This window comes from Elusimicrobiota bacterium, assembly GCA_016788905.1.
In the GTDB taxonomy this organism is placed as follows: domain Bacteria; phylum Elusimicrobiota; class Elusimicrobia; order FEN-1173; family FEN-1173; genus JADKHR01.
Map to the genome: position 1 here is coordinate 20,428 of JAEURZ010000021.1, position 23,436 is coordinate 43,863.

At 53.6% G+C, this 23,436-nt stretch carries 19 protein-coding genes; all 19 read left to right on the forward strand.

Annotated features, from left to right (window positions below; genetic code table 11):
* The first annotated feature begins 10 nt into the window (after nt 1–10).
* The 19 genes from JNK54_09005 to gmk all read left to right on the forward strand — a co-directional run bounded on the left by JNK54_09005 (nt 11) and on the right by gmk (nt 23,415).
* A complete protein-coding gene (locus JNK54_09005; protein ID MBL8024401.1) occupies nt 11–244 on the forward strand; it encodes a type II toxin-antitoxin system Phd/YefM family antitoxin in 234 nt (77 codons plus the stop codon).
* Nucleotides 241–639, forward strand: a complete 399-nt coding sequence (locus tag JNK54_09010; protein ID MBL8024402.1) for a type II toxin-antitoxin system VapC family toxin — start codon at nt 241–243, stop codon at nt 637–639. Before JNK54_09005 ends, JNK54_09010 begins: the two co-directional genes overlap by 4 nt.
* A 51-nt stretch (nt 640–690) precedes the next feature.
* Nucleotides 691–1,383, forward strand: a complete 693-nt coding sequence (gene cysE / locus JNK54_09015; protein MBL8024403.1) for a serine O-acetyltransferase — start codon at nt 691–693, stop codon at nt 1,381–1,383.
* 42 nt (nt 1,384–1,425) lie between these two features.
* Complete coding sequence (locus tag JNK54_09020; GenBank protein ID MBL8024404.1) at nt 1,426–1,632, forward strand: hypothetical protein; 207 nt, start codon at nt 1,426–1,428, stop codon at nt 1,630–1,632.
* Nucleotides 1,613–2,167: a nucleotidyltransferase gene (locus tag JNK54_09025; protein ID MBL8024405.1), complete on the forward strand. Its 555-nt coding sequence runs from the start codon at nt 1,613–1,615 to the stop codon at nt 2,165–2,167. Before JNK54_09020 ends, JNK54_09025 begins: the two co-directional genes overlap by 20 nt.
* A 68-nt stretch (nt 2,168–2,235) precedes the next feature.
* Nucleotides 2,236–5,109 carry an excinuclease ABC subunit UvrA gene (uvrA, locus tag JNK54_09030; GenBank protein ID MBL8024406.1) on the forward strand — a complete coding sequence of 958 codons (2,874 nt, stop codon included), beginning with the start codon at nt 2,236–2,238 and terminating at the stop codon, nt 5,107–5,109.
* A 295-nt stretch (nt 5,110–5,404) separates the two neighbouring features.
* Nucleotides 5,405–6,793 carry a chromosomal replication initiator protein DnaA gene (gene dnaA / locus JNK54_09035; protein ID MBL8024407.1) on the forward strand — a complete coding sequence of 463 codons (1,389 nt, stop codon included), beginning with the start codon at nt 5,405–5,407 and terminating at the stop codon, nt 6,791–6,793.
* Nucleotides 6,794–7,114: 321 nt separating this feature from the next.
* Entirely contained in the window at nt 7,115–8,224 is a 1,110-nt protein-coding gene (gene dnaN, locus JNK54_09040) for a DNA polymerase III subunit beta (GenBank protein MBL8024408.1), read from the forward strand.
* Nucleotides 8,225–8,297: 73 nt separating this feature from the next.
* Nucleotides 8,298–8,882 (forward strand): superoxide dismutase, encoded by a 585-nt coding sequence (locus JNK54_09045; protein ID MBL8024409.1) that lies wholly within the window; start codon nt 8,298–8,300, stop codon nt 8,880–8,882.
* Nucleotides 8,883–9,019: 137 nt separating this feature from the next.
* Nucleotides 9,020–10,162: a DNA replication and repair protein RecF gene (gene recF, locus JNK54_09050; GenBank protein MBL8024410.1), complete on the forward strand. Its 1,143-nt coding sequence runs from the start codon at nt 9,020–9,022 to the stop codon at nt 10,160–10,162.
* A complete protein-coding gene (locus JNK54_09055; GenBank protein ID MBL8024411.1) occupies nt 10,159–10,512 on the forward strand; it encodes a DUF721 domain-containing protein in 354 nt (117 codons plus the stop codon). The genes recF and JNK54_09055 overlap by 4 nt, the downstream gene beginning before the upstream one ends.
* A 66-nt stretch (nt 10,513–10,578) precedes the next feature.
* Nucleotides 10,579–13,098 (forward strand): DNA topoisomerase (ATP-hydrolyzing) subunit B, encoded by a 2,520-nt coding sequence (gene gyrB / locus JNK54_09060; GenBank protein ID MBL8024412.1) that lies wholly within the window; start codon nt 10,579–10,581, stop codon nt 13,096–13,098.
* 403 nt (nt 13,099–13,501) lie between these two features.
* A complete protein-coding gene (gene gyrA / locus JNK54_09065) occupies nt 13,502–15,952 on the forward strand; it encodes a DNA gyrase subunit A (protein ID MBL8024413.1) in 2,451 nt (816 codons plus the stop codon).
* Nucleotides 15,949–16,725 carry a hypothetical protein gene (locus JNK54_09070; GenBank protein MBL8024414.1) on the forward strand — a complete coding sequence of 259 codons (777 nt, stop codon included), beginning with the start codon at nt 15,949–15,951 and terminating at the stop codon, nt 16,723–16,725. Before gyrA ends, JNK54_09070 begins: the two co-directional genes overlap by 4 nt.
* Before the next feature lie 75 nt (nt 16,726–16,800).
* On the forward strand, nt 16,801–18,102 hold the full coding sequence (serS, locus tag JNK54_09075; protein ID MBL8024415.1) for a serine--tRNA ligase: 1,302 nt from the start codon (nt 16,801–16,803) through the stop codon (nt 18,100–18,102).
* Between the two features lie 121 nt (nt 18,103–18,223).
* Nucleotides 18,224–19,537 carry a DUF3131 domain-containing protein gene (locus tag JNK54_09080; protein ID MBL8024416.1) on the forward strand — a complete coding sequence of 438 codons (1,314 nt, stop codon included), beginning with the start codon at nt 18,224–18,226 and terminating at the stop codon, nt 19,535–19,537.
* A gap of 65 nt (nt 19,538–19,602) precedes the next feature.
* Nucleotides 19,603–20,823: a DEAD/DEAH box helicase gene (locus JNK54_09085; protein ID MBL8024417.1), complete on the forward strand. Its 1,221-nt coding sequence runs from the start codon at nt 19,603–19,605 to the stop codon at nt 20,821–20,823.
* A gap of 93 nt (nt 20,824–20,916) precedes the next feature.
* On the forward strand, nt 20,917–22,755 hold the full coding sequence (locus tag JNK54_09090; protein MBL8024418.1) for a type II/IV secretion system protein: 1,839 nt from the start codon (nt 20,917–20,919) through the stop codon (nt 22,753–22,755).
* The gene (gmk, locus tag JNK54_09095) at nt 22,756–23,415 is read left to right on the forward strand and encodes a guanylate kinase (protein ID MBL8024419.1); all 660 of its coding nucleotides are present in this window, start codon (nt 22,756–22,758) and stop codon (nt 23,413–23,415) included. It begins immediately after the preceding gene.
* Nucleotides 23,416–23,436 lie beyond the last annotated feature (21 nt).

The window sequence follows — 23,436 nt, forward strand, 5'->3', positions numbered from 1 at the left end:
TACTGATCGTATGAAAACAATGCCCGTAACAGAGTTCAAAGCCCACGCCCTTCAGGTGGTGAGCGAGGTCGCCGAAACCTATGAAACCGTTGTCATCACGAAACGGGGGAAACCATTTGTCGAGGTGGTTTCCTTTCGGTCTCCGGGACGCAAGGCGATCCCCGGGAAATTGGCCCACACCCTGGTCTCTGAAAGCGATATTGTTTCTCCACTGGGCGCCGCTCCGTGGGACGCGGCCCGTTGAAATTTCTCCTGGATACCCATGTGTGGGTGTGGTGGAACCTTTCCCCCAAAAACCTGTCCCCAAAGGTTCGACGTCTGATCGAAGACAGCCATCAATACGACGAAATGCTGCTGTCGGCCATTTCCCCCTGGGAATTCTGCAAATTGATCGAAAAAGGTCGGCTGAACGTGGCCAGCGATCCTTTGGCGTGGGTGGAAGAAGCGCTGGACATGCCCAAACTTCGATTGGTTCCGCTGACTCCACGCATTGCTCACCAATCCACCGTCTTGCCAGACCTACCCCACGAAGACCCCGCGGACCAAATTATTCTTGCCACAGCCCGGGAAGAAAATGTGATCCTCATCACAAAAGATCGGCGGCTGCGGGATTACGCCCATGTGAAAACGTTGTGGTGAAACGGGCTCGCGGAAACGTGGCGATCCAAACATATTTGACCTTATGAACCCATGTTAAACACCCTCTGGCAGGATGTAAAAGCCGCACTTGACCGAGATCCCGCCGCGCGGAACGCCCTGGAAGTGATTCTATTCTATCCTGGGGTCCACGCCCTTTGGGCCCACCGGGTGGCCCATGGACTGTGGGGGATGGGACTTAAATTATTGGCCCGCGGGGTTTCTTCCACAGCCCGTTTTATGACCGGAGTAGAAATCCATCCCGGCGCGACCATTGACCAGGGGCTGTTCATCGACCACGGCATGGGCGTTGTCATCGGGGAAACCACGGAGATCAAAAAAAACGTCACGCTGTATCAGGGTGTCACCTTGGGTGGCACAGCGCTCATTAAGGGCAAACGCCACCCAACTCTGGCCGAAGGGGTCGTGGTCGGGGCAGGTGCAAAAGTTTTGGGGGCCGTTACCATCGGCCAACGGAGCCGCATCGGCGCCAACGCCGTGGTGGTTAAAAATGTCCCCCCCGACGCCGTCGTCGTGGGCGTCCCCGGCGAAATCATCAAACGGGGCCCCCACGCCCCCAGCCTCGCCTCCGATTTTGAACACGGAAAACTTCCCGACGTTTTAGGTGAAACCCTCGCCTCGCTGGTCACCCGTGTCGAGACTCTCGAAAAATACCACGGCAAACCGCTTCCTCCCCTCCCCACCCCCGATCACGGTGTTTGGCATGGACAAGATTTTTCGATTTAACATTGTGTCCTCTTCGTCTTCCATTAGGGGTACACTCCTTCTATGATGAAGAATCCAGAAACCTTTGCACGGTGGGAAACCGACTGGAATCGTCGACAACCGGTGGATTACCATGCGAATCTTCGCCTGATGGATGGCCTCGCGGAAGAAGCCAAATTATTGGGGGTCTGGCCGCCCCGGGATATCCGAGAAGGCCTTGAACAAAAGATTCGCTTTGCGTTGGACTTGAATGTTCGAAGAACTTCTTAAACGGATCGCGGCGGCCCTCGACGCCGCGGGCATCCCGTATATGATCATCGGCGGACAAGCCGTTCTCCTTTACGGCGAACCACGCTTAACCCGGGATATTGATCTCACCCTTGGGATTGGTCCTGATGAAGTCGAGCGGATGATCGCGATTCTTCCCACTCTCACACTTTCCAGCCTAACGCCGAACCCGAAAGAGTTTGTCCAAGAAACCATGGTGCTCCCCTGTCAGGACCAAAAAACAGGGATCCGTGTGGATTTCATTTTTTCGCTCACTTCCTATGAAGCGGAGGCCTTGAAACGGTCGAAACTCGTAAAAATGGGAACCATCGAAATCCGATTCGCATCGCTTGAGGATTTAATCATTCACAAAGTCATTGCCGGACGTCCACGAGACTGGGAAGACGTGGAACGCGTTTTAGCTAAAAACCCCCAGGCGGACATCCCTTTTATCGAAAAACAACTCAGTCTCTTCGAAAAGAGTGTTGATCGACCGCTTCTCGAACCCCTCCGACAATTCCTCAAAAAAAAAGAATAAGGATTTTGCCTGCCGGATTTTATAGTCCGCAACACATTCCAACGGGGGCCATTTGTTATAATTGATACATGACAGATGGAATCCGAATTCGGGGGGCTCGGGAGCATAACTTAAAGAACATCTCCCTGGATTTGCCTCGAAACAAGATGATCGTGATTACGGGGCTTTCGGGGTCCGGGAAAAGTTCCTTGGCGTTTAACACGATTTACGCTGAGGGACAACGGCGGTACGTGGAAAGCCTTTCCGCTTACGCCCGCCAGTTCTTGGAATTGATGGAAAAACCCGATGTGGACCTGATTGAGGGGCTCTCCCCGGCCATCGCCATTGAGCAACGAACCCCCTCCCACAACCCCCGCTCCACGGTGGGAACCGTCACTGAAATCTATGATTATCTGCGGCTTCTCTACGCCCGGGTGGGGACGCCCCATTGCCCCTCCTGTCAACGGGAAATTCAACCCCAATCCGCCAGTCAAATCATCGCGGAAATAACGAAAACCCATGAGGGTAAAAATATTCAAATCTTGGCCCCCCTAGTCCGTGGGCGGACCGGGACCTACGAGGCCCTCTTTGAGAAGTTAAAAAAAAGTGGATTCGTGAGAGTCCGGGTGAACGGAACGGTTCACGACCTGGAAAAAAAGATCAAACTGGATCGTTACAAAAAACACACCATCGAAGCCGTCATCGATCGCTTAACGGTGTCGGCCGCGGGCCGGGAACGGTTGGCGGACTCGGTGGAAACAGCCCTCCGCGAATCCCAGGGTCTCTTGATCGTTGCCCCTGCCGAAAGCGCCCCCCGCGGAACAGGGAAGGAAAGCGAAGCCCTCTTTTCTGAACACTACGCCTGTGCCCATTGTGGAACCAGTTTGCCCGAAATTGAACCGCGCCTTTTTTCATTCAACAGCCCCTATGGCGCATGCGCGGATTGCGATGGGTTGGGTGTTAAATTGGAAATCGCCGAAGATTTGGTGATACCGAACCCGGATCTCTCCATTGATGGCGGCGCCTTGGCCGCTTGGGCGGACCCCGTGACCACGCGCACCAACCGCTGGAAAAAATCCTGGTCCGGCTATTACATGGAAATTTTAACGGAAGTTTGCCGACGCAACAGCATCCCCATGAACCGCCCCTGGAAAAACCTCACCCGTGACCAGCGCCAAAACCTCTTGCGGGGGGGCATTGACCACAAATCGCCTTGGGGAAAAAAGGTGAAAGAGTTTGAAGGCGTGATAGGAAATTTAGAACGGCGCTATAAAGAATCCGAATCGGCTTTTGTGAAAGAAGAGGTTCAGTCTCGGTTTATGCGAAGTCGGCTCTGCCCGGGATGTCAAGGCGCGCGGCTCAAACCGGAAGCCTTGGCGGTCACCCTCGGGGGGAAATCCCTTTCCCACGTCACCCATTTTTCCATCCGCGACGCCCAAGCGTTCTTTCGAGATCTTTCCCTTTCCGAGAAAGCGCGGTTTGTGGCACGCCAAATTCTAAAGGAAATCCAGTCCCGACTCAATTTTTTGGTGGACGTGGGATTGGATTACGTCACGCTTGACCGCGAATCCGCCACCCTCGCGGGAGGGGAAGCTCAACGGATTCATTTGGCCACCCAAATTGGATCTGGGTTGGTGGGCGTTCTTTATGTGTTGGACGAACCCACCATCGGGCTCCATCCCCGAGACAACGAACGGTTGTTAACGACGCTCCGGCGCCTCCGGGATATTGGCAACACCCTGGTGGTTGTCGAGCACGACGCGGAAACTATTTTGGCTGCCGACTGGGTGATCGACCTGGGGCCCGGCGCCGGGGTCCAGGGGGGGGAAATCGTTTCGGAGGGGCCGGTCAGCGCGCTGATGAAAGCGCCCCGCTCTCTCACCGGGGCGTACCTTCGGGGCGAACGGGGAATTCCCGTGCCCGCCCAGCGGCGTCTCCCTGGGAAAGAACGCTTGGAAATAAAAGGGGCGGCCCAATTTAACCTGAACACCATTGATGTCACTATTCCCTTAGGCCTTTTCGTGGCGGTGACAGGGGTCTCCGGCTCAGGGAAATCAACCCTGGTGGGTGACATTTTGCACAAAGCCCTGGCCAAACGTCTCAACCACGCCAAAGAGGAACCCGGCAAACACAAAACCATTTTAGGCGTTGAACTTGTGGACAAGGTCGTGGAAGTGGACCAGACCCCCATTGGACGGACACCGCGGTCCAACCCCGCCACTTACACGGGGGCCTTCGGCCCTATCCGAGATCTCTTTGCTCAACTCCCCGAATCCCGGCGACGGGGATACAAACCGGGTCGGTTCTCCTTCAACGTGAAAGGCGGTCGCTGTGAAAACTGCGAGGGGGACGGCACCCTCAAGATCTCCATGCAGTTTTTACCGGATGTCTATGTCAAATGCGATGTTTGTCTGGGCAAGCGATTCAACGCGGAAACCTTGGAAGTGAAATTTAAAGGCAAATCCATCGCCGACGTCTTGGAACTTCCCACCACGGAAGCGGCCACCTTCTTTGAGAACGTTCCCGTGGTCTCCCGAATTCTCTCCACGCTCGTCGATGTGGGGATGGGCTACGCCGCCATCGGCCAAGCCGCCACCACCCTTTCAGGCGGCGAGGCCCAACGGGTCAAATTGGCCACGGAACTCTGTCGCCGCCCCACGGGCCACACCCTCTATATCCTGGACGAACCCACCACCGGTCTCCATTTCGCCGACGTGGAAAAATTGTTGGGCGTTCTTCAACGTTTGGTGGATGGCGGAAATACGGTGTTGGTCATTGAACACAACCTCGACGTGATCAAAACCGCCGATTGGATTGTGGACCTGGGGCCCGAAGGCGGTTCTGGCGGCGGGCGGCTCGTGGCCGTCGGGACACCGGAAACCATCGTCGCCACCCCGGCTTCCCACACCGGAACCCATTTAAAGGGTCTTCTCGGCGGGGAGAATCTTCCCAAAACGAAATAAGTGTTCCTTTTTGGGGCAAGGAAGATCACACTCTGGCCCTGTAGAAATTCCCCACCCATGTAAATTTTTTAGCGGGCCTCTTGACAGTTATGGGGGGTTCAATTAAGATGTCCACCGATCTACTCACCGTTCCTTTCTCCCGGCGTTTATCTATTCGGTTATTACTTTAGGTTGGGGGGTTTTTTGTCTACGGATCGGTAAAATATGGTAATAGATGGTTCTTAAAAAGATATTAAGATAATCCACAATTTTTATTCACCACTGTGGATAAACCTGTGGATAAGAGGTATTTTTAATGATTTTGAGCGAAACAGCGGAGAGCATTTGGGCTGGAGTGATAGAACGGCTCAAACCAACCATTAAAGAGGAGACCTTTAACCTCTGGCTTAAACCGCTTCGGGCCCTTAAATGGGAAGACCAGCTCTTATCGCTTCAGGTTCCCAACCGTTTTTTTTCAGAATGGGTCAAAAAGAACTGCCTGAAACAGATCGAAGAGGCCCTCCAGGGAATTCTTGGCCACGAAGCCACCTTGGCTTTTGAGGCCTCCCGGGAAATAGAACCGATCCTTAAAGAAGAAGAAGCGCGGACAGACCCCATCCCGGCGCCGAAAACAGAAAGTCATTTTACCAGCGAACAATTCAACCCCAAATACACCTTTGACAGCTTCGTCGTAGGGCCGTCAAATCGTTTTGCCCAAGCCGCCGGGATGGCCGTCGCGAAAGATCCAGGTCGGGCGTACAACCCGCTCTTCCTATACGGGGGAGTGGGATTGGGAAAAACCCACATTCTACACGCCATCGGTCATTCCATCCGCCAACACCGGGCCAACGCCCGGGTTCTTTACGTGACCTCCGAACGCTTTATTAATGAATTTATTGACGGTCTCCGGTTCGACAAAATGAAAGATTTTCGCGCCAAATACCGTAACCTGGATTGTTTACTGATCGATGACATCCAATCTCTTACTGGTAAAGAGAACTCCATGGAAGAGTTCTTTTACACCTTCAATTCTCTGTATGACTCCCGCAAACAGATTATTATTTCTTCGGATCGCACCCCCGGTGAAACCAAGGTCAGCGCGCGGCTCGTGTCCCGTTTTGAATGGGGTGTGGTGGCCGACATTCAACCCCCCGATTTGGAGACCCGCATTGCCATTTTGAGAAAAAAGGCTTCATCTGAAAACATTTTTGTTCCGGACGATGTGATCCTCTATATCGCCAGCGTGATCCGGTCCAACATCCGCGAATTAGAAGGAAGTTTAATCCGCATTGTGGCATTCAGTTCACTCACCGGCACCCCCCTGACCATTGATTCCGCCCGGGAAACGTTAAAAGACATCGTCTCTTCGAATGACGCTTCCCGACCGGTCCGGATTGAAGACATTCAAGAAGTGGTCGCCACCCATTTCAATCTGGATTTACGGGAGATGAAATCGAAACGACGGACAGACGCCATCGCTTTCCCCCGCCAAATTGCCATGTACCTGGCCCGTACGCTCACCGAATGTTCGACCACAGAGATCGGTGGGGCCTTTGGGGGCAAAGATCACACCACCGTCATGCACGCCTGCACTAAAATTAAAGGCAAAATGACTTCGGACCCCTATTTCACCGCCTTGATCAACAAGATCACCCAACAGATCAAAAACCATATTGCCTTAGGCGACATACGGCCGGCGCGCTGACCTTTGCCCCAACCAAATGCCCTTTCTGATCCCTCCGTATAAATCTCTGAATAACTTCTTAACAACTCCCCCCACCTGTGGATGGACCAACCGTTTTGGGATAGTGGGGATAACGCCTTCGTCTTTTCCACAGGTTGTTCAGAAGAGAGGACTGATCAAGCTCCCATGAAACCCATACACTTCCGCATCGTTCTGAAAATTACTAACATCATCCCGAGCACCTCTACTACGACGACTTGTACTTTATCTCTATAAGAATAAAGGAACAACTTGAATAACTTGACAGGCACACTAACCGCACCCCGGAAACAAGAGGCCCTCATGGAAATCCATTGCCAAAAAGAAGATCTCCTAAAAGGTGTTCAACTGGCTCAGAACGCCATCTCCCCGCGGAGCACCCTCCCGGTTCTCGCCAACATCCTTTTTGAGGCGACACCGGAAGGACTTCGGCTTTCCTCCACCGATCTCGAAGTGGGCATTCGTTGTCATGTTAAGGCCGACGTGAAGTCTCGCGGTGTCACAACCGTTCCCGCCCGCACCATCGGGGAGTTTCTTCGAACCCTAGACGATGGGCGTGAGGTGTCTCTGAAGATGAGCGACGGAAATAAAATGGAAATCCGTTCCGGTCGGGATCGCTGTTCCTTGGCCTGTTTGCCCAAGGACGATTACCCTGTTCTCCCCGAATTTAATTTAGAAAAGGCCATAGCGTTAAACCATGGTCTTGTGCGTGAAATGATTCGCAAAACAATTTTCTCCGTTTCCACAGACGAAACCCGATACGTTTTAAACGGGGTTAATTTCTTGATGGAAAACGGAAAGATCACACTGATCGCCACGGACGGGCGACGATTGGCCTTCATTCAAAGGACGTTGCCCGATAAAAAATCCGTTGTAAGGGCCATCATCCCCACAAAAGCGCTCAACGAATTGGCCCGGGTGTTGTCGGCGGAAGAAAAAGGCGCCGATGTCCTGATGGGATTCACCGAAAACCAGGTCACATTTCAATACAAAACCATCGTTATTATTTCCCGGTTGGTGGAAGGAAATTTTCCGAGTTTTGATCAGGTCATTCCGAAAAGTCACGACATTCAACTTAAAATAAAATCCCGTCAACTTCTTCAAGCGACCCAGCGCGCGGCGGTGGGGACCATGGATCGCGGCGGATCGGTTCGGTTTAGTCTTTCAACGGGCCGGCTTCAAATTTCCGCCTCAGCCCAGGGCCGCATCGAAGTGGAGTCTGAAATCGAAGTGGACTACAACGGCGATCCCTTTGCGATTGCTTTTAACCCCACCTACCTGGTGGATGTTTTTAAATCGTTGGAAGCCGATGAAGTGTTGCTGGAGCTTTCCACGCCCCTCAATCCGGGCGTTATTCGCCCCGTGGGTGACGACAACTACAAATATGTTGTCATGCCCATGCAAGTCACCTAACCGATCACCTGCAACAGAAACGGAAACGTCCGTTGTTCCATGACGCCGTTTCCCCATCACTAAGGAGAATCCCATGCCCTTCACGCTTCCGGCGTTGCCCTACGAGAAAACGGCTTTAGCCCCTCATCTTTCAGCGGAAACCATTGATTTCCATTACGGCAAACACCACCAGGCTTATGTGGACAACTTGAACAAACTGACGGTGGGAACACCCTTCGAACAAGAGACCTTAGAGGTGGTGATTCAAAAAACGGTTTCGGGTCCCGTCTTTAACAACGCGGCTCAGGTTTGGAACCACACCTTTTATTGGAATTCCCTCACACCGCAGGGAGGGGGTGAACCTTCCGGAGCCCTCGCGGACGCGCTGAAAAAAAAGTTTGGTTCCTTCACTTCCTTCAAAGAGATTTTCACTAAAAACGCCCTGGGTCATTTTGGCTCGGGTTGGGTGTGGCTGATCAAGACGCCTGACGGCGGGGTGGACATTGAAACCATGCCCAACGCCGGAACGCCTTTGGTGGAAGGAAAAAAAGCCCTTCTCACCTGCGACGTTTGGGAACACGCCTATTACATTGATTACCGGAACGCCCGAGCCAAATATATTGACGGTTTCTGGAATCTCGTCCACTGGGATTTTGCCGCAAAGAATTTTAAAGGCTAAATTTCCGGCGGTCTCTTCCATCCGATTGAGGTGGTGTTGCCTTTGAACGCGGTGGTTCCGGCCCAAAAGCCTGGAACCGCCAGTGGTTGGTTCGGGGACCGCCATCTGATCCGATTGACCTCGAGGTCCTGATTTTCGTGTACATTTCCTCTCTCAGCCTACGCCAGTTTCGTAATTTTTCCCGGCTGGACCTCAACTTCACCCGTGGGGTGAATGTTTTCGTGGGGTCGAACGGTTCCGGAAAATCCAACATCCTGGAAGGCATCGCGGTTCTCACCGCGGGTCAAAGTCACCGGAGCGCGGAAGCCCGGCACTGGCTTCAGGAAGGGAAAGAAGAAGCGGCGCTGGTGGGTCGTGCGGAGGGAGAGGATTCCCTCGAATTAGAACTGCGCCAAAAGCGCGGCCGTCCCCGTCAGTTTCGAGTGAACAATCGGCCTATCCCACGTCAGCGTGACTGGGTGGGGCAAGTCCCCCTGGTCTCGTTTTCTCCTGAAGAAATGGATTTGGTGAAAGGGGAACCGGGGGTCCGTCGCCGGGCCTTGAACGCGATCCTGACCCAGGTGGATGGGGACTACGCGGAAACGTTGTCCCGTTACACCAAGATTTTAGAAGAACGGAACGCGGCTCTCCGGCGCGTGCGGGACGGGTTGGCCAAACCTGGGATTTTGGAACCCTGGGATCTTGCGATCCTGACCGAAGGGGCGCGGCTCACGTTAAGCCGGCAGAGGTTCCTTTCGGAATTTGTTCCCCGAATTCAAAAGAGGCAACAGGATCTTTCTGGTGGGCGGGATAAGGGGACGGCTCTCTATCGACCTTCTTTTCATGTCCCCAGCGAAGGAAGAGACGCTGTGGAAGAAGCCAACCGTCGCCGTTTCGCTGAGTTGCGCGACGGGGAAACAGCTTTGGGGTCCACGCTGATCGGACCTCATCGGGACGATGTGGAGTTTCGCCTGGACAACGATCTGGCCAAAGTGAGAGCTTCCCAGGGCCAAGCGCGAACCCTGGCTCTGGCGTGGAAATGGGAGGAACGCTTGTTTCTTCGGGAAAAGTCTGGCCGAGAACCGATCTGTCTTTTGGACGATGTGTTTTCCGAGTTGGACCCCAGCCGACGGTCCCAGCTGACCGGCCTCCTGTACACCAGCGGCCAATGTTTTATCACCCTCACGGATTTTTCTGTTTGGGGGGACAAACGGTTTTCGGATGAAGCGAACGTTTTTGAAGTGGATGGAGGATCTGTGAGCGGGCCGATCCGGGGACCCCGTTCCCCGGACCTTGCGTGAGGAACCCAAAAGACGGGCCATCGGCCAAAAAACCGAAACGGCTTGTATCGGCTCAGGAACTTCTGACGGGAATATTGTCACGGAAAGGTTATGACCCCGATCACTTTGCCCTCTTTGAACTGTGGGATCGCTTGTTGGGGAACGAGGCGCAAAAGGCTCGCGCCGTCGGGGTGAAGGATGGGCGGTTGTATGTTGAGGTGGACACGCCGGTCCGGACGCACGGGTTGGCCCTTCGGAAACGGGAATTATTAAAAAAAATGAACGCGCCTTTTGGCGGTCGACCCCCCCTATCTGATATAATCTTCCGTCCAGGGACCCCGGCGTCTTCCGACGATGAGAGGGAACATTAAACGGAGGGAAAAGACGTCCGCCGCTGGCGCGCGTCGCGGGATGCAACGAATTCCAGGAGGAACACTGTGGCCACAGACGTAACCGAAAAACCAAAAAAATCGTCGTATGATTCTTCGTCCATTCAAGTCTTGGAAGGGCTGGAGGCGGTGCGCCATCGGCCCGCCATGTACATTGGGTCCACAGGGCCCACGGGTTTGCACCACCTGGTTTACGAAGCCGTCGACAATTCCATTGACGAGGTTCTGGCCGGCTACGCCAAGACGGTGGATGTGATTATTCATGAAGACAATTCCGTGACCATCACAGACGACGGTCGTGGCATTCCGGTGGAGCCTAAACACGACGTTTCGGACCCGAAATTAAAGGGTAAATCCGCCCTGGAAATTGTGATGACTGTTTTGCACGCGGGGGGGAAGTTCGAACAAAACGCCTATAAATATTCGGGAGGTCTTCACGGGGTGGGTGTTTCTTGTGTCAACGCTTTGGCCGATTGGATGAAAGTGGAAGTTTACCGGGATGGGAAAATCTACACCCAAAGCTATAAATGCGGTAAACCGAATCACGATGTTAAAATGACAGGGAAAACGGACAACGAGGGAACCCGCGTAACGTTTCACCCAGACCCATCCATTTTTGGGGACATTCAATATTCGTTCGATACGCTTTCCGCTCGCCTTCGTGAACTGGCGTTTTTGAATCCCGGCGCTCGCGTCACCATCTTAGATGAACGGGACGATAAGCAGCATATTTTTCATTATGAAGGCGGGCTGGTGGAGTTCGTTAAGTTCATGAACGCCCATAAGAATCCGCTCCATCCTCATCCGATCTATCTCAAAAAAGAACGGGACAACGTTTTGATCGAAGTGGCTGTCCAATACAACGATTCCTACAACGAACACATCTACTCCTTCGTGAACAACATCAACACCAAAGACGGCGGCACCCATTTGTCAGGGTTCCGGTCGGCCATGACCCGGGTGATGAACGATTACATCAAGAAGCACGATCTCTTGAAAGGGAAAGATTTCACGGTGTCCGGTGAGGACACCCGCGAGGGGCTGACCGCGGTCATTTCCATCAAAATGTCCAGCGCAAAACTTCAATTCGAAGGTCAGACCAAAGGCAAGCTGGGGAATACGGAAGTGGAAGGGATCGTCAAATCCATTGTGGGGGATACGCTCTCCACGTTCTTTGAAGAGAACCCTGCCACGGCCAAAAACATTTGTGAAAAAGCCATTCTTTCGGCAGAGGCACGGGAAGCGGCTCGCAAAGCTCGGGAACTGACCCGCCGCAAAGGAGCCCTGGACTCGGCCTCTCTCCCTGGGAAACTGGCGGATTGTCAAGAACGCGACCCCTCCAAATGTGAAATCTATATCGTTGAAGGGGATTCGGCGGGTGGGTCGGCCAAGCAGGGACGGGACCGGAAATTTCAAGCGATTCTTCCCTTGAAAGGGAAAATTTTGAACGTGGAAAAATCCCGTTTGTCGAAGATGTTGGCCAACGAAGAAATCCGCACGTTGATTACCGCCTTGGGTTGTGGGGTGGGTAAAGCGGAGGGGGATGAGGGCATGAACTTGGCCAAACTTCGGTATCACAAGGTCATCATTATGACCGACGCCGATGTGGACGGTGCCCACATTCGGACTTTGTTGTTGACCTTCTTTTTCCGCCAAATGACGCCGATGATCGAGAAGGGGTACGTCTACATCGCCCAGCCGCCGCTGTACAAGGTCAAAAAGGGCAAGAAAGAAATGTATGTGGACACCGAAGAAAAAATGGACGAATGGCTTTTGTCCGAAGGGTTGAACTCCGCGGAAGTGTTGAACCTCGCCAAGGGGGCCCATGGAACGTTGGTGGAGTCAACGAAATTGAAAGGGGCCTTCAAGGCCATGGTGGAGTTGGAATCCCTTCGCAAGCGTCTGCACAAAAAAGGCGTTGAATGGTCGGACTTTCTTGTTTTCCGCGACAAAGGGGCGTTCCCCCTTTACCGCGTCCAAGAAGAGACCGGGCCCCTCTACCTTTACTCCGAAAAAGAGGTCAAGCACTGGCGGGACAATTTCATAGAAACTCGCAAGGCGCGATTACAAAAAGAGTTGGCCGACGCGGGGGAAGTGGGGACCGGTTCCGCCGGGACGGAAGAAGAAGATTTGAGCGGCGTGATGAAGGAGTTGCTGGAACTTAAAAAGATCAGTGCGCTGGCGGACAAGCTTCAGGACGTCGGGTTTGACATCACGTTGGAAAAACCAACCCCTGAAAACGCGGATAAACGCAAGGCCCTTTATCGGGTTTCCATTAACGGTGAAGAGAAAGATGTTTTGTCGTTGGCGGAACTTCTGGAAGCCATTAAAGACGCGGGGCGGAAAGGGGCCACGATCCAACGGTACAAAGGGTTGGGAGAAATGAATCCCCAGCAATTGTGGGAAACGACCATGGACCCTGTGAATCGAAAGTTCCTTCAGGTCAAACTGGAACCGGACAGCTCAGAGGCTGACGATATTTTTACGGTGCTCATGGGGGACAAGGTGGAACCTCGGCGCCAGTTCATCGAGGCCCACTCCGCGGAAGTGCAGAACCTGGACGTTTAACCCGGAATCTTCAGTTGGGCGCGAGGACCGGCCAGGCTCAGAGAGCCTGGCACCTGAGGCGGCAGAGCCGCTGATGCGAGACGGAAAAGACGGGCTTTTTACGAACAAAAAAGTGCAGGTCGTAGGCCGCTCCCACGCGGCACTTCCGCTCGCGCGGTCGCGGGGACTACGGACAAACTTTTTTGTGAAGGAAAAAAGTCCGGATTTTTCGTCGAATCCCGCGATCCAACTGAAGATTTCGGGTTAAGGATCACGGGTTCGATGATTAAAAAATCATCGATTTTCTTCATCGATAACAGCGTCAAAATTAGGAACGACAATACCAACTCGGCTTGCTCCGAGATGAATGAGGCGACTCTTTATGGCTGATATCAAAGAACAAGGTGATTTGTTGGAACGGGTGATGCCCCGGAACATTGAAGATGAAATGAAGACGTCCTACATCAATTACGCCATGAGCGTCATTGTGGGGCGGGCGTTGCCGGACGTGCGGGATGGGCTGAAACCGGTTCATCGACGCATTCTGTACACCATGGACGAGATGGGGTTGGCCCACAACAAACCCTACAAGAAAAGCGCCCGCGTGGTCGGTGACGTCATGGGTAAATACCATCCTCACGGGGACAGCGCGATTTACGACGCCGTGGTCCGAATGGTGCAGGAGTTTTCCCTTCGCCATCCCTTGGTGGATGGCCAAGGAAATTTCGGGTCCATCGATGCGGATCCCCCCGCCGCCATGCGGTACACCGAAGTTCGTTTGGCCGGTATCGCCCAAGAAATGTTGGGCGATATTGAAAAAAATACCGTAGATTTCGGGCCCAACTATGACGGGTCCCTGACGGAACCATTGGTTTTGCCCTCCAAACTTCCCAACCTTCTCATCAATGGGTCTTCGGGTATCGCTGTGGGGATGGCCACGAACATTCCGCCCCACAATTTAGCGGAGACCTGTGACGCCGCTGTGGCGTATATCGCCAACGAGGACATTACCAACGCGGAACTGTTGAAGATTATGAAAGGGCCCGATTTCCCCACCTCCGCTATCATCACGGGACGGGAAGGCATTAAGAATTATTTTGAAACGGGTCGCGGGTCCATCACCACCCGAGCCCGCACCGAAATCGAAGAAGGAAAAGCCGGGAAACAATCCATCATTATTAACGAGCTTCCCTATCAGGTGAACAAGGCCCAGCTTTTGGAAACCATTGCGGGTCTTGTGCGGGACAAAAAAATGGAAGGCATTTCGGATATCCGGGACGAATCCGATCGGGACGGCGTACGGGTGGTGATCGAATTGAAACGGGACGCCAACGCCCAAGTGGTTCTCAATCAACTGTTCAAGTACACCCAGATGGAGACCTCGTTTGGCGTCATCCTGTTGGCCCTCGTGAACGGGAAACCCCGTGTTCTCTGCATGCGGGAGATGCTCAAATATTATGTGGAACATCGGCGCGAAGTGGTTATTCGCCGTACCAAATACGAACTCAAACGGGCGGAAGACCGGGCGCATATTTTGGAAGGGCTCCGCATTGCTATCGATAACCTGGACAAGGTCATCAAGACCATTCGTGAATCAAAAAATACAGAAATCGCCCGAACGGCTCTTATGGAAAAGTTTGCCCTGTCGAAGATCCAGGCCCAGGCCATCTTGGACATGCGGCTTCACCAGCTGACCGCACTCGAACGCCAAGCGTTGGAAGACGAATATCTGGAACTGATCAAAACCATCGCGCGGCTGAAGGCCCTCTTAGCGGACGCCAAGAAAATCTTAGGCGTCATTACGGAAGAGCTGCGGGAAGTGAAGGAAAAATACGGGGAAAAACGACGTACCCAAATCACCGCCGCGGCGCAAGAAATGGAAATGGAAGATCTGATTGCCCAGGAAGACGTGGTGGTCACGTTCTCCCACGCGGGATACGTGAAACGGCTTCCCGTGGACACGTACCGCGCGCAGAAGCGAGGCGGGCGCGGGATCACCGGCATGACCACGAAAGACGAAGATTTTGTGGAACAGCTCTTTGTGACGGACACCCACGCCCATCTTCTCCTTTTCACCACGCGGGGGCGTGTGTACGCCGTTCGGGTCTATGAAATCCCGGAGGCGAACCGAACGTCTCGGGGAAAAGCTGTCGTCAATTTGATTGCGTTGAACCCGGACGAAAAAGTCACATCCGCGATTCCCGTTCAATCGTTTGATCCGGTCAAAACAAAAGACATGAGCCTCGCGTTGTGTACCCGAAACGGGCAGATCAAGCGGACCGCGTTGACGGAGTTCGATGACATCCGGAAAAGCGGAATCATTGCCATCGGGTTGGACGAAGGAGATATTTTGGTGGAAGCCCGGTTGGTGGACGAAAAACGTGAGATTCTTATCGGCACCAAAACCGGGAATTGCATTCGCTTTCCCCAAGATGAAGTCCGACGGATGGGCCGGGGGGCTGGGGGCGTGCGAGGGATTCGGTTGGACAAAGGGGACCAGGTGGTGGGCATGGAAATAACCACTCCCGGCCGGAAAGAAACCCTTGTCACCGCGTGTGAGTTCGGGTATGGTAAGAGAACGGAATTGTCCGAATACCGTGACACCAGCCGTGGGGGCAAAGGTGTGATCACGATCAAGACCACGGACCGAAACGGGCCCGTCATTGGGATTAAACTGGTTACGGACACGGACGACCTTATGCTCATGACGGAAAAAGGCATGGCCGTCCGTGTGCACACCAAAGATCTATCGGTGATCGGCCGGAACACCCAGGGGTATCGTTTGGTCCGCATGGAAGAGGGCGATAAACTGGCGATCCTGGCGCCTGTGGTGGCGGATGAAAATGAAGGACAAAATGGGGAGGAGAAACCATGAACACAGGACGTTCGTTAAAAGCCACAAACCTTGGTTTTATGGCCGTGTGTCTCCTGGCGGGGGGGGCCGTTTCGGCCAAGACGAAGGACGCTGAGAAATTAACAAATCCCCCCATCGTTTCGGAAACCGTGTTCTTTAAAGATGTCTCTGGTTATTTTTACGGGCAGCTCCCCTTTCTCAAAAAAGGGTATCGGTTTCTGGACGCTTCCTCTTCCGTGGGCTTTAAGGAAGGGGCCGTGAGTTCCCTGAAGGTGGAACCCGCCAAAGAACAAATGAAAGACAGCGCTCCCGATTTTCAAAACACCAAAGCCATTCACACCACCGCAGATTTCTCTCCTTTTGTTGATAAAATTAAGACGGAAGAAGAGGCGGTCCGTTACGTTTTATTCCTCAGCCGAAAGGGATTTCCCTGGATGGAACCAATTCGATTTGATTATTTTCAAGATGTTCCTTTTATCGCCAGTGAGTTTATAAAAATCTCGTCAACCACCGCGACGGCCTATGCCCTCCGTCCGCCCCGGGTCGTTATTGAGAAAGGGAACATATTTCAAAAAAAGAAATTTATCATCACCCGAAGTGTCATTCCGTTGGATCAGCCTGGGCTAACGGAAAAAAAGATCCTGGCGGGAACAGACCCTCTGGTCTTAACCGAAGTAGGCGAAATCACGGAAACATTGACGGAAGAAGGGACCTATTCTTTTTCCCTTCGACGGATCCCGGTAAAAAACCTTCCGATCCCCAACCCGTTGATCTCCCTTCGAAAGGCGCAATAGGTTTTCGAATTGATTTCGATTTTTAACGGGACCGGGACCCTCTTTTTTCGGACCCCTTCAAGGAGCCTTTAGGTCATGCTGGATATTAAGCGTATTCGATCTGAACCGGATGTGGTTCGCAAAGCTCTCCAGAACCGCGGGGGGGCTTCTTCGGTTCTTTTCGAGCAATTCTTGGTTCTGGACAGTGCCTACCGAGCCACATTGGCGGAACTGGAGCCTTTGCGCGCCCGCCGAAACCAGGCCGCTGGCGAGGTGGGTCTTAAGAAACGGCAGAAAGAAGATGTCTCGGTTCTTTTAAAAGAACTGGAAGAACTGAAAACCCAACTGAAAGGGCTGGAAGAACGAGCGGCGGAACAGGAACGCCAGGTCAACACCACACTCCTCGAATTCCCAAATCTCCCCCTGGACACGGTTCCCCTGGGCTCCGGGGCCGCTGAAAATGTTGAGGAGAGACGGTGGGGAACGCCGCGTGTTTTTTCGTTCGTGCCGAAAGACCACCAGGAGTTGGGCGAGAAATTGGGTTTGATGGATTTTACCCGTGCGGCAAAGATTTCAGGCGCCCGGTTTTCACTTCTCACAGGAATGGGGGCCCGGTTGGAACGGGCGCTCATCAATTTCATGCTGGACCTTCACACCAACGAGCACGGCTACACAGAAATCGTACCCCCCTACCTGGTGACCCGCCAAACCATGACCGGGACAGGCCAATTGCCCAAATTCGAGGACGAACTGTACGCCACCAAGGAAGATGACCTTTTTCTGATCCCCACCGCGGAAGTTCCCCTGACCAACATGTTCCGTGACGAAGACATGGACGCGGCTCGCCTTCCCCGGTCGGTGTGCGCATACACCGCTTGTTTTCGTCGGGAATCTGGGAGTTATGGCAAAGACACGCGAGGTCTCACGCGCAATCATCAGTTCAATAAGATCGAATTGGTGCGGTTTGTTCGACCTGAAGACACGGCAACGGAACTGGATCTTTTGACGGGTCACGCGGAAACGGTGTTGAAACGTCTCGGCCTTCCCTATCGGGTGATGGCCCTGTGCACGGGGGACGTGGGTTTTTCGTCGGCGAAAACGTACGACCTCGAAGTGTGGGCCCCCGGGGAAAACAGTGGAAAAGGGCAGTGGAGAGAAATTTCTTCCTGTTCAACGTTTACAGATTTTCAAGCCCGGCGGATTGGGTTGCGGTATAAGAAACCCGATGGAAGCAAGGCGTTATTGCATACTCTCAATGGGTCCGGGGTCGCTGTGGGACGAACCATGGCCGCCCTTTTGGAGAACTATCAGGAAGAAGATGGCGTGGTGACCGTGCCTGAAGCGCTCCGCCCTTACACCGGCTTCGATCGCTTACTGCCCGGTGACGGTTTCCGGTAGGCGGAGGTCATGTGCTGAACGGGCTCATCCAAAAAAGAGGGCGCGACTTCCGTTTGCCGCGGTTATGGTTGAGATATTCGGGTCGAGTGGGGGCTACCGCCACCCTAGGTAAAAATCCAGCGTGACAGGGCGACATCCCTTTTTCGCAAAATTTTTTACCGGGATCGTTCTCCTGGCGTTGGTTTCTCCGGGAAGTGCCGCTTCTCTGCGCCGGAGCGATCGTCGGTATCTGACGGGGGTTTATCGCGACACGTGGGCCTGCCTGGCCCATTTTGTCAGCCCGACAACGGGTCTTCCGTATGATTCCAGCCGCCGTCTTCCTTACACGTCCACAACAAACGTTGGATTCTATCTGGCGGCCTGCGCCGTAGCGGGTCGGACAGGCCTTCTGTCGCCCGCGGAAACCAAATCCCGCCTGGACGCCGCACTCACCAGTTTGGAAAAATGGCCACGGTTTCTTGGCGGGTTTCCGGTTACGTGGGTAAACGTGGAGACCCTTCGACCGAAGGGGCACCAATTTTCAACCGTGGATCATTTGTCGAACCTCACCGCGTCTTTGCTCGTGGTGAAGGGAATTGTTCCCGAGCTGGCGGAGCGCATTGATAAATTATTGACTCCCATGAACTGGGGTGACTTATACGATCCGGAGCGGGGGTGGTATAAGGGTGGGTGGCGGTTGGATCAGAAGGATTTTGATGTGAAACAAAACGGTTGGGAATGGTATTACAGTTATTTAGGGGCGGACACCCGGTTTGGAAGCGTTTGGGGTATTGGGACGGGAGAAGTTCCTCTGGACAGTTGGATGGTTCTGAATCGCAATAAAGAATCGAAATACAATTTGTCCTACCTGGTGCCGGGGTGGCAGGGGGGCGGTCTCTTCATGCAATACGTGGCGGGACTGTTTTTGGATGAACGTTTGACCGAAATCGGTAAGTCCGCCGCGGATTTTGGGTGGGCCCAGGTTCTTCATGCCCAGCGGATCGGGGCGCCCGTTTGGGGATGGTCCGCTTGCGAAAGCCCGGACGGGAAATCCTATCTGGGGTGGGACGCCATTCGAGACGACGTGGTCACCCCCCACGCCGCCGGTCTCGCGGCGATCTATTACCCTCGGCAAGCCACCGCCAATTTCCGCCGGTTCAAAAAAAGAGGCGCGCGGGCGCGCTTTAAAGAGGAAGGACGCTCCCACGCTTTTGGGTTTCGAGACAGCCTCAATTGGCGCACAGGAAAGGTCTCGGACCATTACCTGTGCCTGGATCAGGGGATGATGTTTCTGTCTTTAGCGAATGTTCTCCACGACGGCATTCTCTGGAAAGCGGTGGCTGTTGATCATCACGTCCAACGCGCTCTGCGCGAAATTCCGGACTACGCGACCCCCGATGACGCTTTTCTCCCACTTTACGTCGAGCGGGATTCCCTCTCGGTGCTGGATAAATGACATAATGGCTTTCCCACTCGTTCTTATGGCACAGAACCCATTTCTGAGTAAAACAGGAGATTCTCATGGCTTTTGATGAGCTAAATTTACACCCCGATTTAATGCGAGCGATTGAAGCGATGGGATGGCAAGACCCCACGCCCATTCAACAGCAAGCCATTCCCGTGATTCTGGAAGGGCAGGACGTTTTAGGTGCGGCCCAAACAGGGAGCGGGAAAACCGGTGCTTTTGCCCTTCCCGTTTTGCACCATTTGCTTGAAAAAAAACGGGCTGGCCCTCGGGTCTTGATCTTAGTCCCCACGCGGGAACTGGCGTCCCAAGTGGATCAAACTTTTCGGGATTGCGCGCGGTTCACGGATTTTAAGGTGGTGACGATTATTGGGGGAGTGGGGTATGAGCAACAACGGCGTGCGGTAACGGAAGGCGCGGACATTATCGTGGCCACCCCCGGCCGGCTGTTGGATCATTTGCAGAACCGTGCGTTCACTTTGGCTCGGGTGGACCATTTGATTTTGGATGAGGCGGACCGCATGTTGGACATGGGATTTCTTCCGGACATTAAATCCATTGTGTACCAGGTTCCCCAGGAACGCCAGACGTTGTTGTTTTCCGCGACGTTGGTACCTGAAATTGAACGGATCGCCTCGTTCGCGCTGAAAGACCCCAATCGGATTCAGGTGGCGCGTCCCGCTACGGTGGCGGAAGGGATCAGCCAAATTCTTTACCCCGTGGTTCACAACCAGAAAATGGATCTTTTGATCACCTTGCTCCGCAACACGGAAATGCGATCGGTTTTGGTGTTCACCCGAACCAAGCACGGCGCGGACCGGTTGGCCCACCGGTTGGAGAAAGCGGGGTATCGTTCTGAAGTTCTTCACTCAAACCGGACCCAGCGCGAACGAACCGAAGCCATGGACAGTTTTCGAGCGGGTAAATCTCAAATTTTGGTGGCCACGGACATCGCCGCCCGCGGAATCGACGTTAAAGATATTTCCCATGTGATCAACTACGACGTGCCCCAGCACCCGGAGGACTATGTCCATCGGGTGGGTCGAACCGCCCGCGCCTACGGGGTGGGAGACGCGCTGACGCTGATGGATCCCCTTGAGCAGGTTTTCGTGACCGACATTGAAAAGTTTACAGGGCTTGTTTTCCCGCGGGCGGTGGTCCCTAATTTTCCCTACAAGATCCTTCCCAAGCTGGAGGCCCCAAAACCCTCCAACAAAACATCGTGGGACCGCGTGTGGAGCCGGGGCCACACCAATGCGCTTCGTCGTCGACGGTGAAAAGAGTTCTGGCCTCTTGTGTCAGACCCATTGAAATTTAAATGTTTGGGGGTTATACTCACGCTATGTCCTTACAACATGAGACTTTCTTAAATGGCCGAGAACACAGCCACCGGAACCCGTAGATCCGTCAAAGACATTCTCACGGACGCTCACATTGTGGCGCCCGTGGACTTAAAACGGGCCGAGGAAGAAGCCGCTCGAAATCGTCGACCGCTCCAGCAAGTGCTGGTGGACCTTAATTTGACGGACAAAATGACCGTCCTCCAGGTTCTGGCCGCTGAATGGAAAGTCAAACCCATCCTTTTTGATGAAATAAAAATTCAAACCAACGTCGCCAAATTGATCTCGGACGCTTCCGCTCGCCGAAACTTTGTTTTACCCTTCATTAAAGAAGACGACATTATTCTGGTGGCCATGGCGGACCCCAGTGACCTTCTCGTCCTTGAAGATGTTCGCATGAAAGTGGGGGGGGAGGTTCGCCCCTTCGTGGCCATGCCGTCGGACATCGAGAGAGAGTTGGATCGGATTTACGGAACCCAAATGGCTGAGGACGATCAGCCGATGACCGAAGATCAGTTGGACGACGCCGCGGAGGAAAAAACTCGGGAAATTATGGAGTCGTTCCGCGACTCGGATCAAGTGGAGGCGGTCAGCAAAAAGGCCGATCTGCTTGAAGTGGACGCTTCCGCTCCGGAAGTGGAACGAATTGTGAACGCCATGATCCTGTCCGCCATTCAGCAGAAAGCTTCAGATATTCACATCGAGCCGATTGAAGATCCCATGGGAAAGAAATCCCGGGTGATCGTTCGGTTTCGGGTGGACGGTTTTCTAAAAGAAGCACCGTTTCGAATTCCCTGGGTTTTTCGCCACGCCATTTTGGCGAAAGTCAAAATTATGTCCCAGAGCATGAACCTGACCGAGCGACGGATCCCCCAATCGGGTCGCATTGAGGTGATGGCGAAGGGACGCCCCATCGAATTCCGAGTGGAGACTATTCCCACCGTTTACGGCGAATCCGCCAGTCTCCGATTGTTAGACCGGAAGAACGTCAACGTGGATATTGGAAAGCTTGGTTTTCTTCCCGACATCCTCCAGCGGGTGTTGGACCAATTGCGCGGTGTCGGGGGAAAGAAAAATTTTGGCATGATTTTGGTGACGGGGCCCACCGGTTCGGGTAAAACCACCACCCTTTACGCCTGTCTCAATCACATCAATCGCCCGGATATTCGCGTGTTAACCGCGGAAAATCCCGTGGAATACAATATTGATGGGATTGTCCAAGTGGCGGTGAATCCCGATATCAGTTTAGGAAAAGATCGTGTGTTTAACTTTGCCACCGCCTTACGGTCTTTCCTGCGGCTGGATCCCGACGTGATCATGGTGGGAGAAATCCGCGACAAAGAAACCGCCACCATTGCCATGGAGGCCGCCATGACCGGCCATTTGGTTCTTTCCACCATCCACACCAACGATGCGGCCTCCACTGTTTCACGACTTGCGGAAATGGGCCCACCTCCGTATTTGGTGTCGAGTACGCTTAAGGCGGTTTTAGCCCAACGTCTTTGCCGTGGACTCTGCCCCGACTGCAAAACGACTGTTGAGCCCACAGCCGATGAAAAGGAGATTTTCCGTCTCAATGGATTTGAGTTGCCGGAGGATACCATGCTGTATGCGGGAAAAGGGTGTAAGACCTGCAACGGATCAGGGTACAAGGGCCGAATGGGAATTCATGAACTTCTCATTATGGACGAAACTGTTCGGCGGGTGGCCCTGTCGGACATGACAGCGGACAGCATCCGGAACGCCGCTGTTTTCCACTCGCCGCAACGCATGCGAACGATGGTCCAAGATGGACTCATTAAAGTTCTTCAGGGGACCACCACGTTAAATGAGGTTTTGGGTTCGGCCATTAAGGAAAAGGAAGAATAAATGGGCTCTCCTTCTTCAAAATCTGAAACGCTGCCTTCAGGTTCGGGAATACTGTTGGTCCTCTCTGCGCCTCTCGGCGTTGGCAAACGGACGCTTTGTCAGGCCTTCCTGGACCGTCAGCCGAACGCCCGTTTGTCGGTTTCCCAAACCACGCGCCCGCGCGGTCCCCGGGAGGTGGACGGGTATGATTTCTCTTTCGTGACCGAGCCGATGTTTCAGAAAGAAGTGGCGGCCGGCGAATTTCTTGAACACGTTAAAATTCACGATCATTTTTTTGGAACCCCGCGCACCCCCATTTTTGAAAATCTGGCGGCGGGTCGTGACGTGTTGCTGGATGTGAACACCCAGGGCGCACGAGACGTCAAAAAAGCGGTACCGGAGGCGGTTCTTGTTTTTGTTTGTCCCCCGACCCTTGAAGCGCTGGTGGCTCGCCTCGATGCCCTGGATCCCAACCGTCCCGATATATTACCTACGCGCTTGGCCCGTGCCCGACAAGACATTGGAAGTGCCATGGAATACGATTACGTTATTTTGAACGACAATTTAGTGGAAACGGCCGAAGAACTTTCCGCCATCCTTCACGTGGAACACCGACGCGCGACCCGCCGTCAGAAAGAAATTCGAAAACTGGTTGAATCCCCTTCTCCCGCTCTGCCGTAAATATTTCTTCTCTCGTGCGAT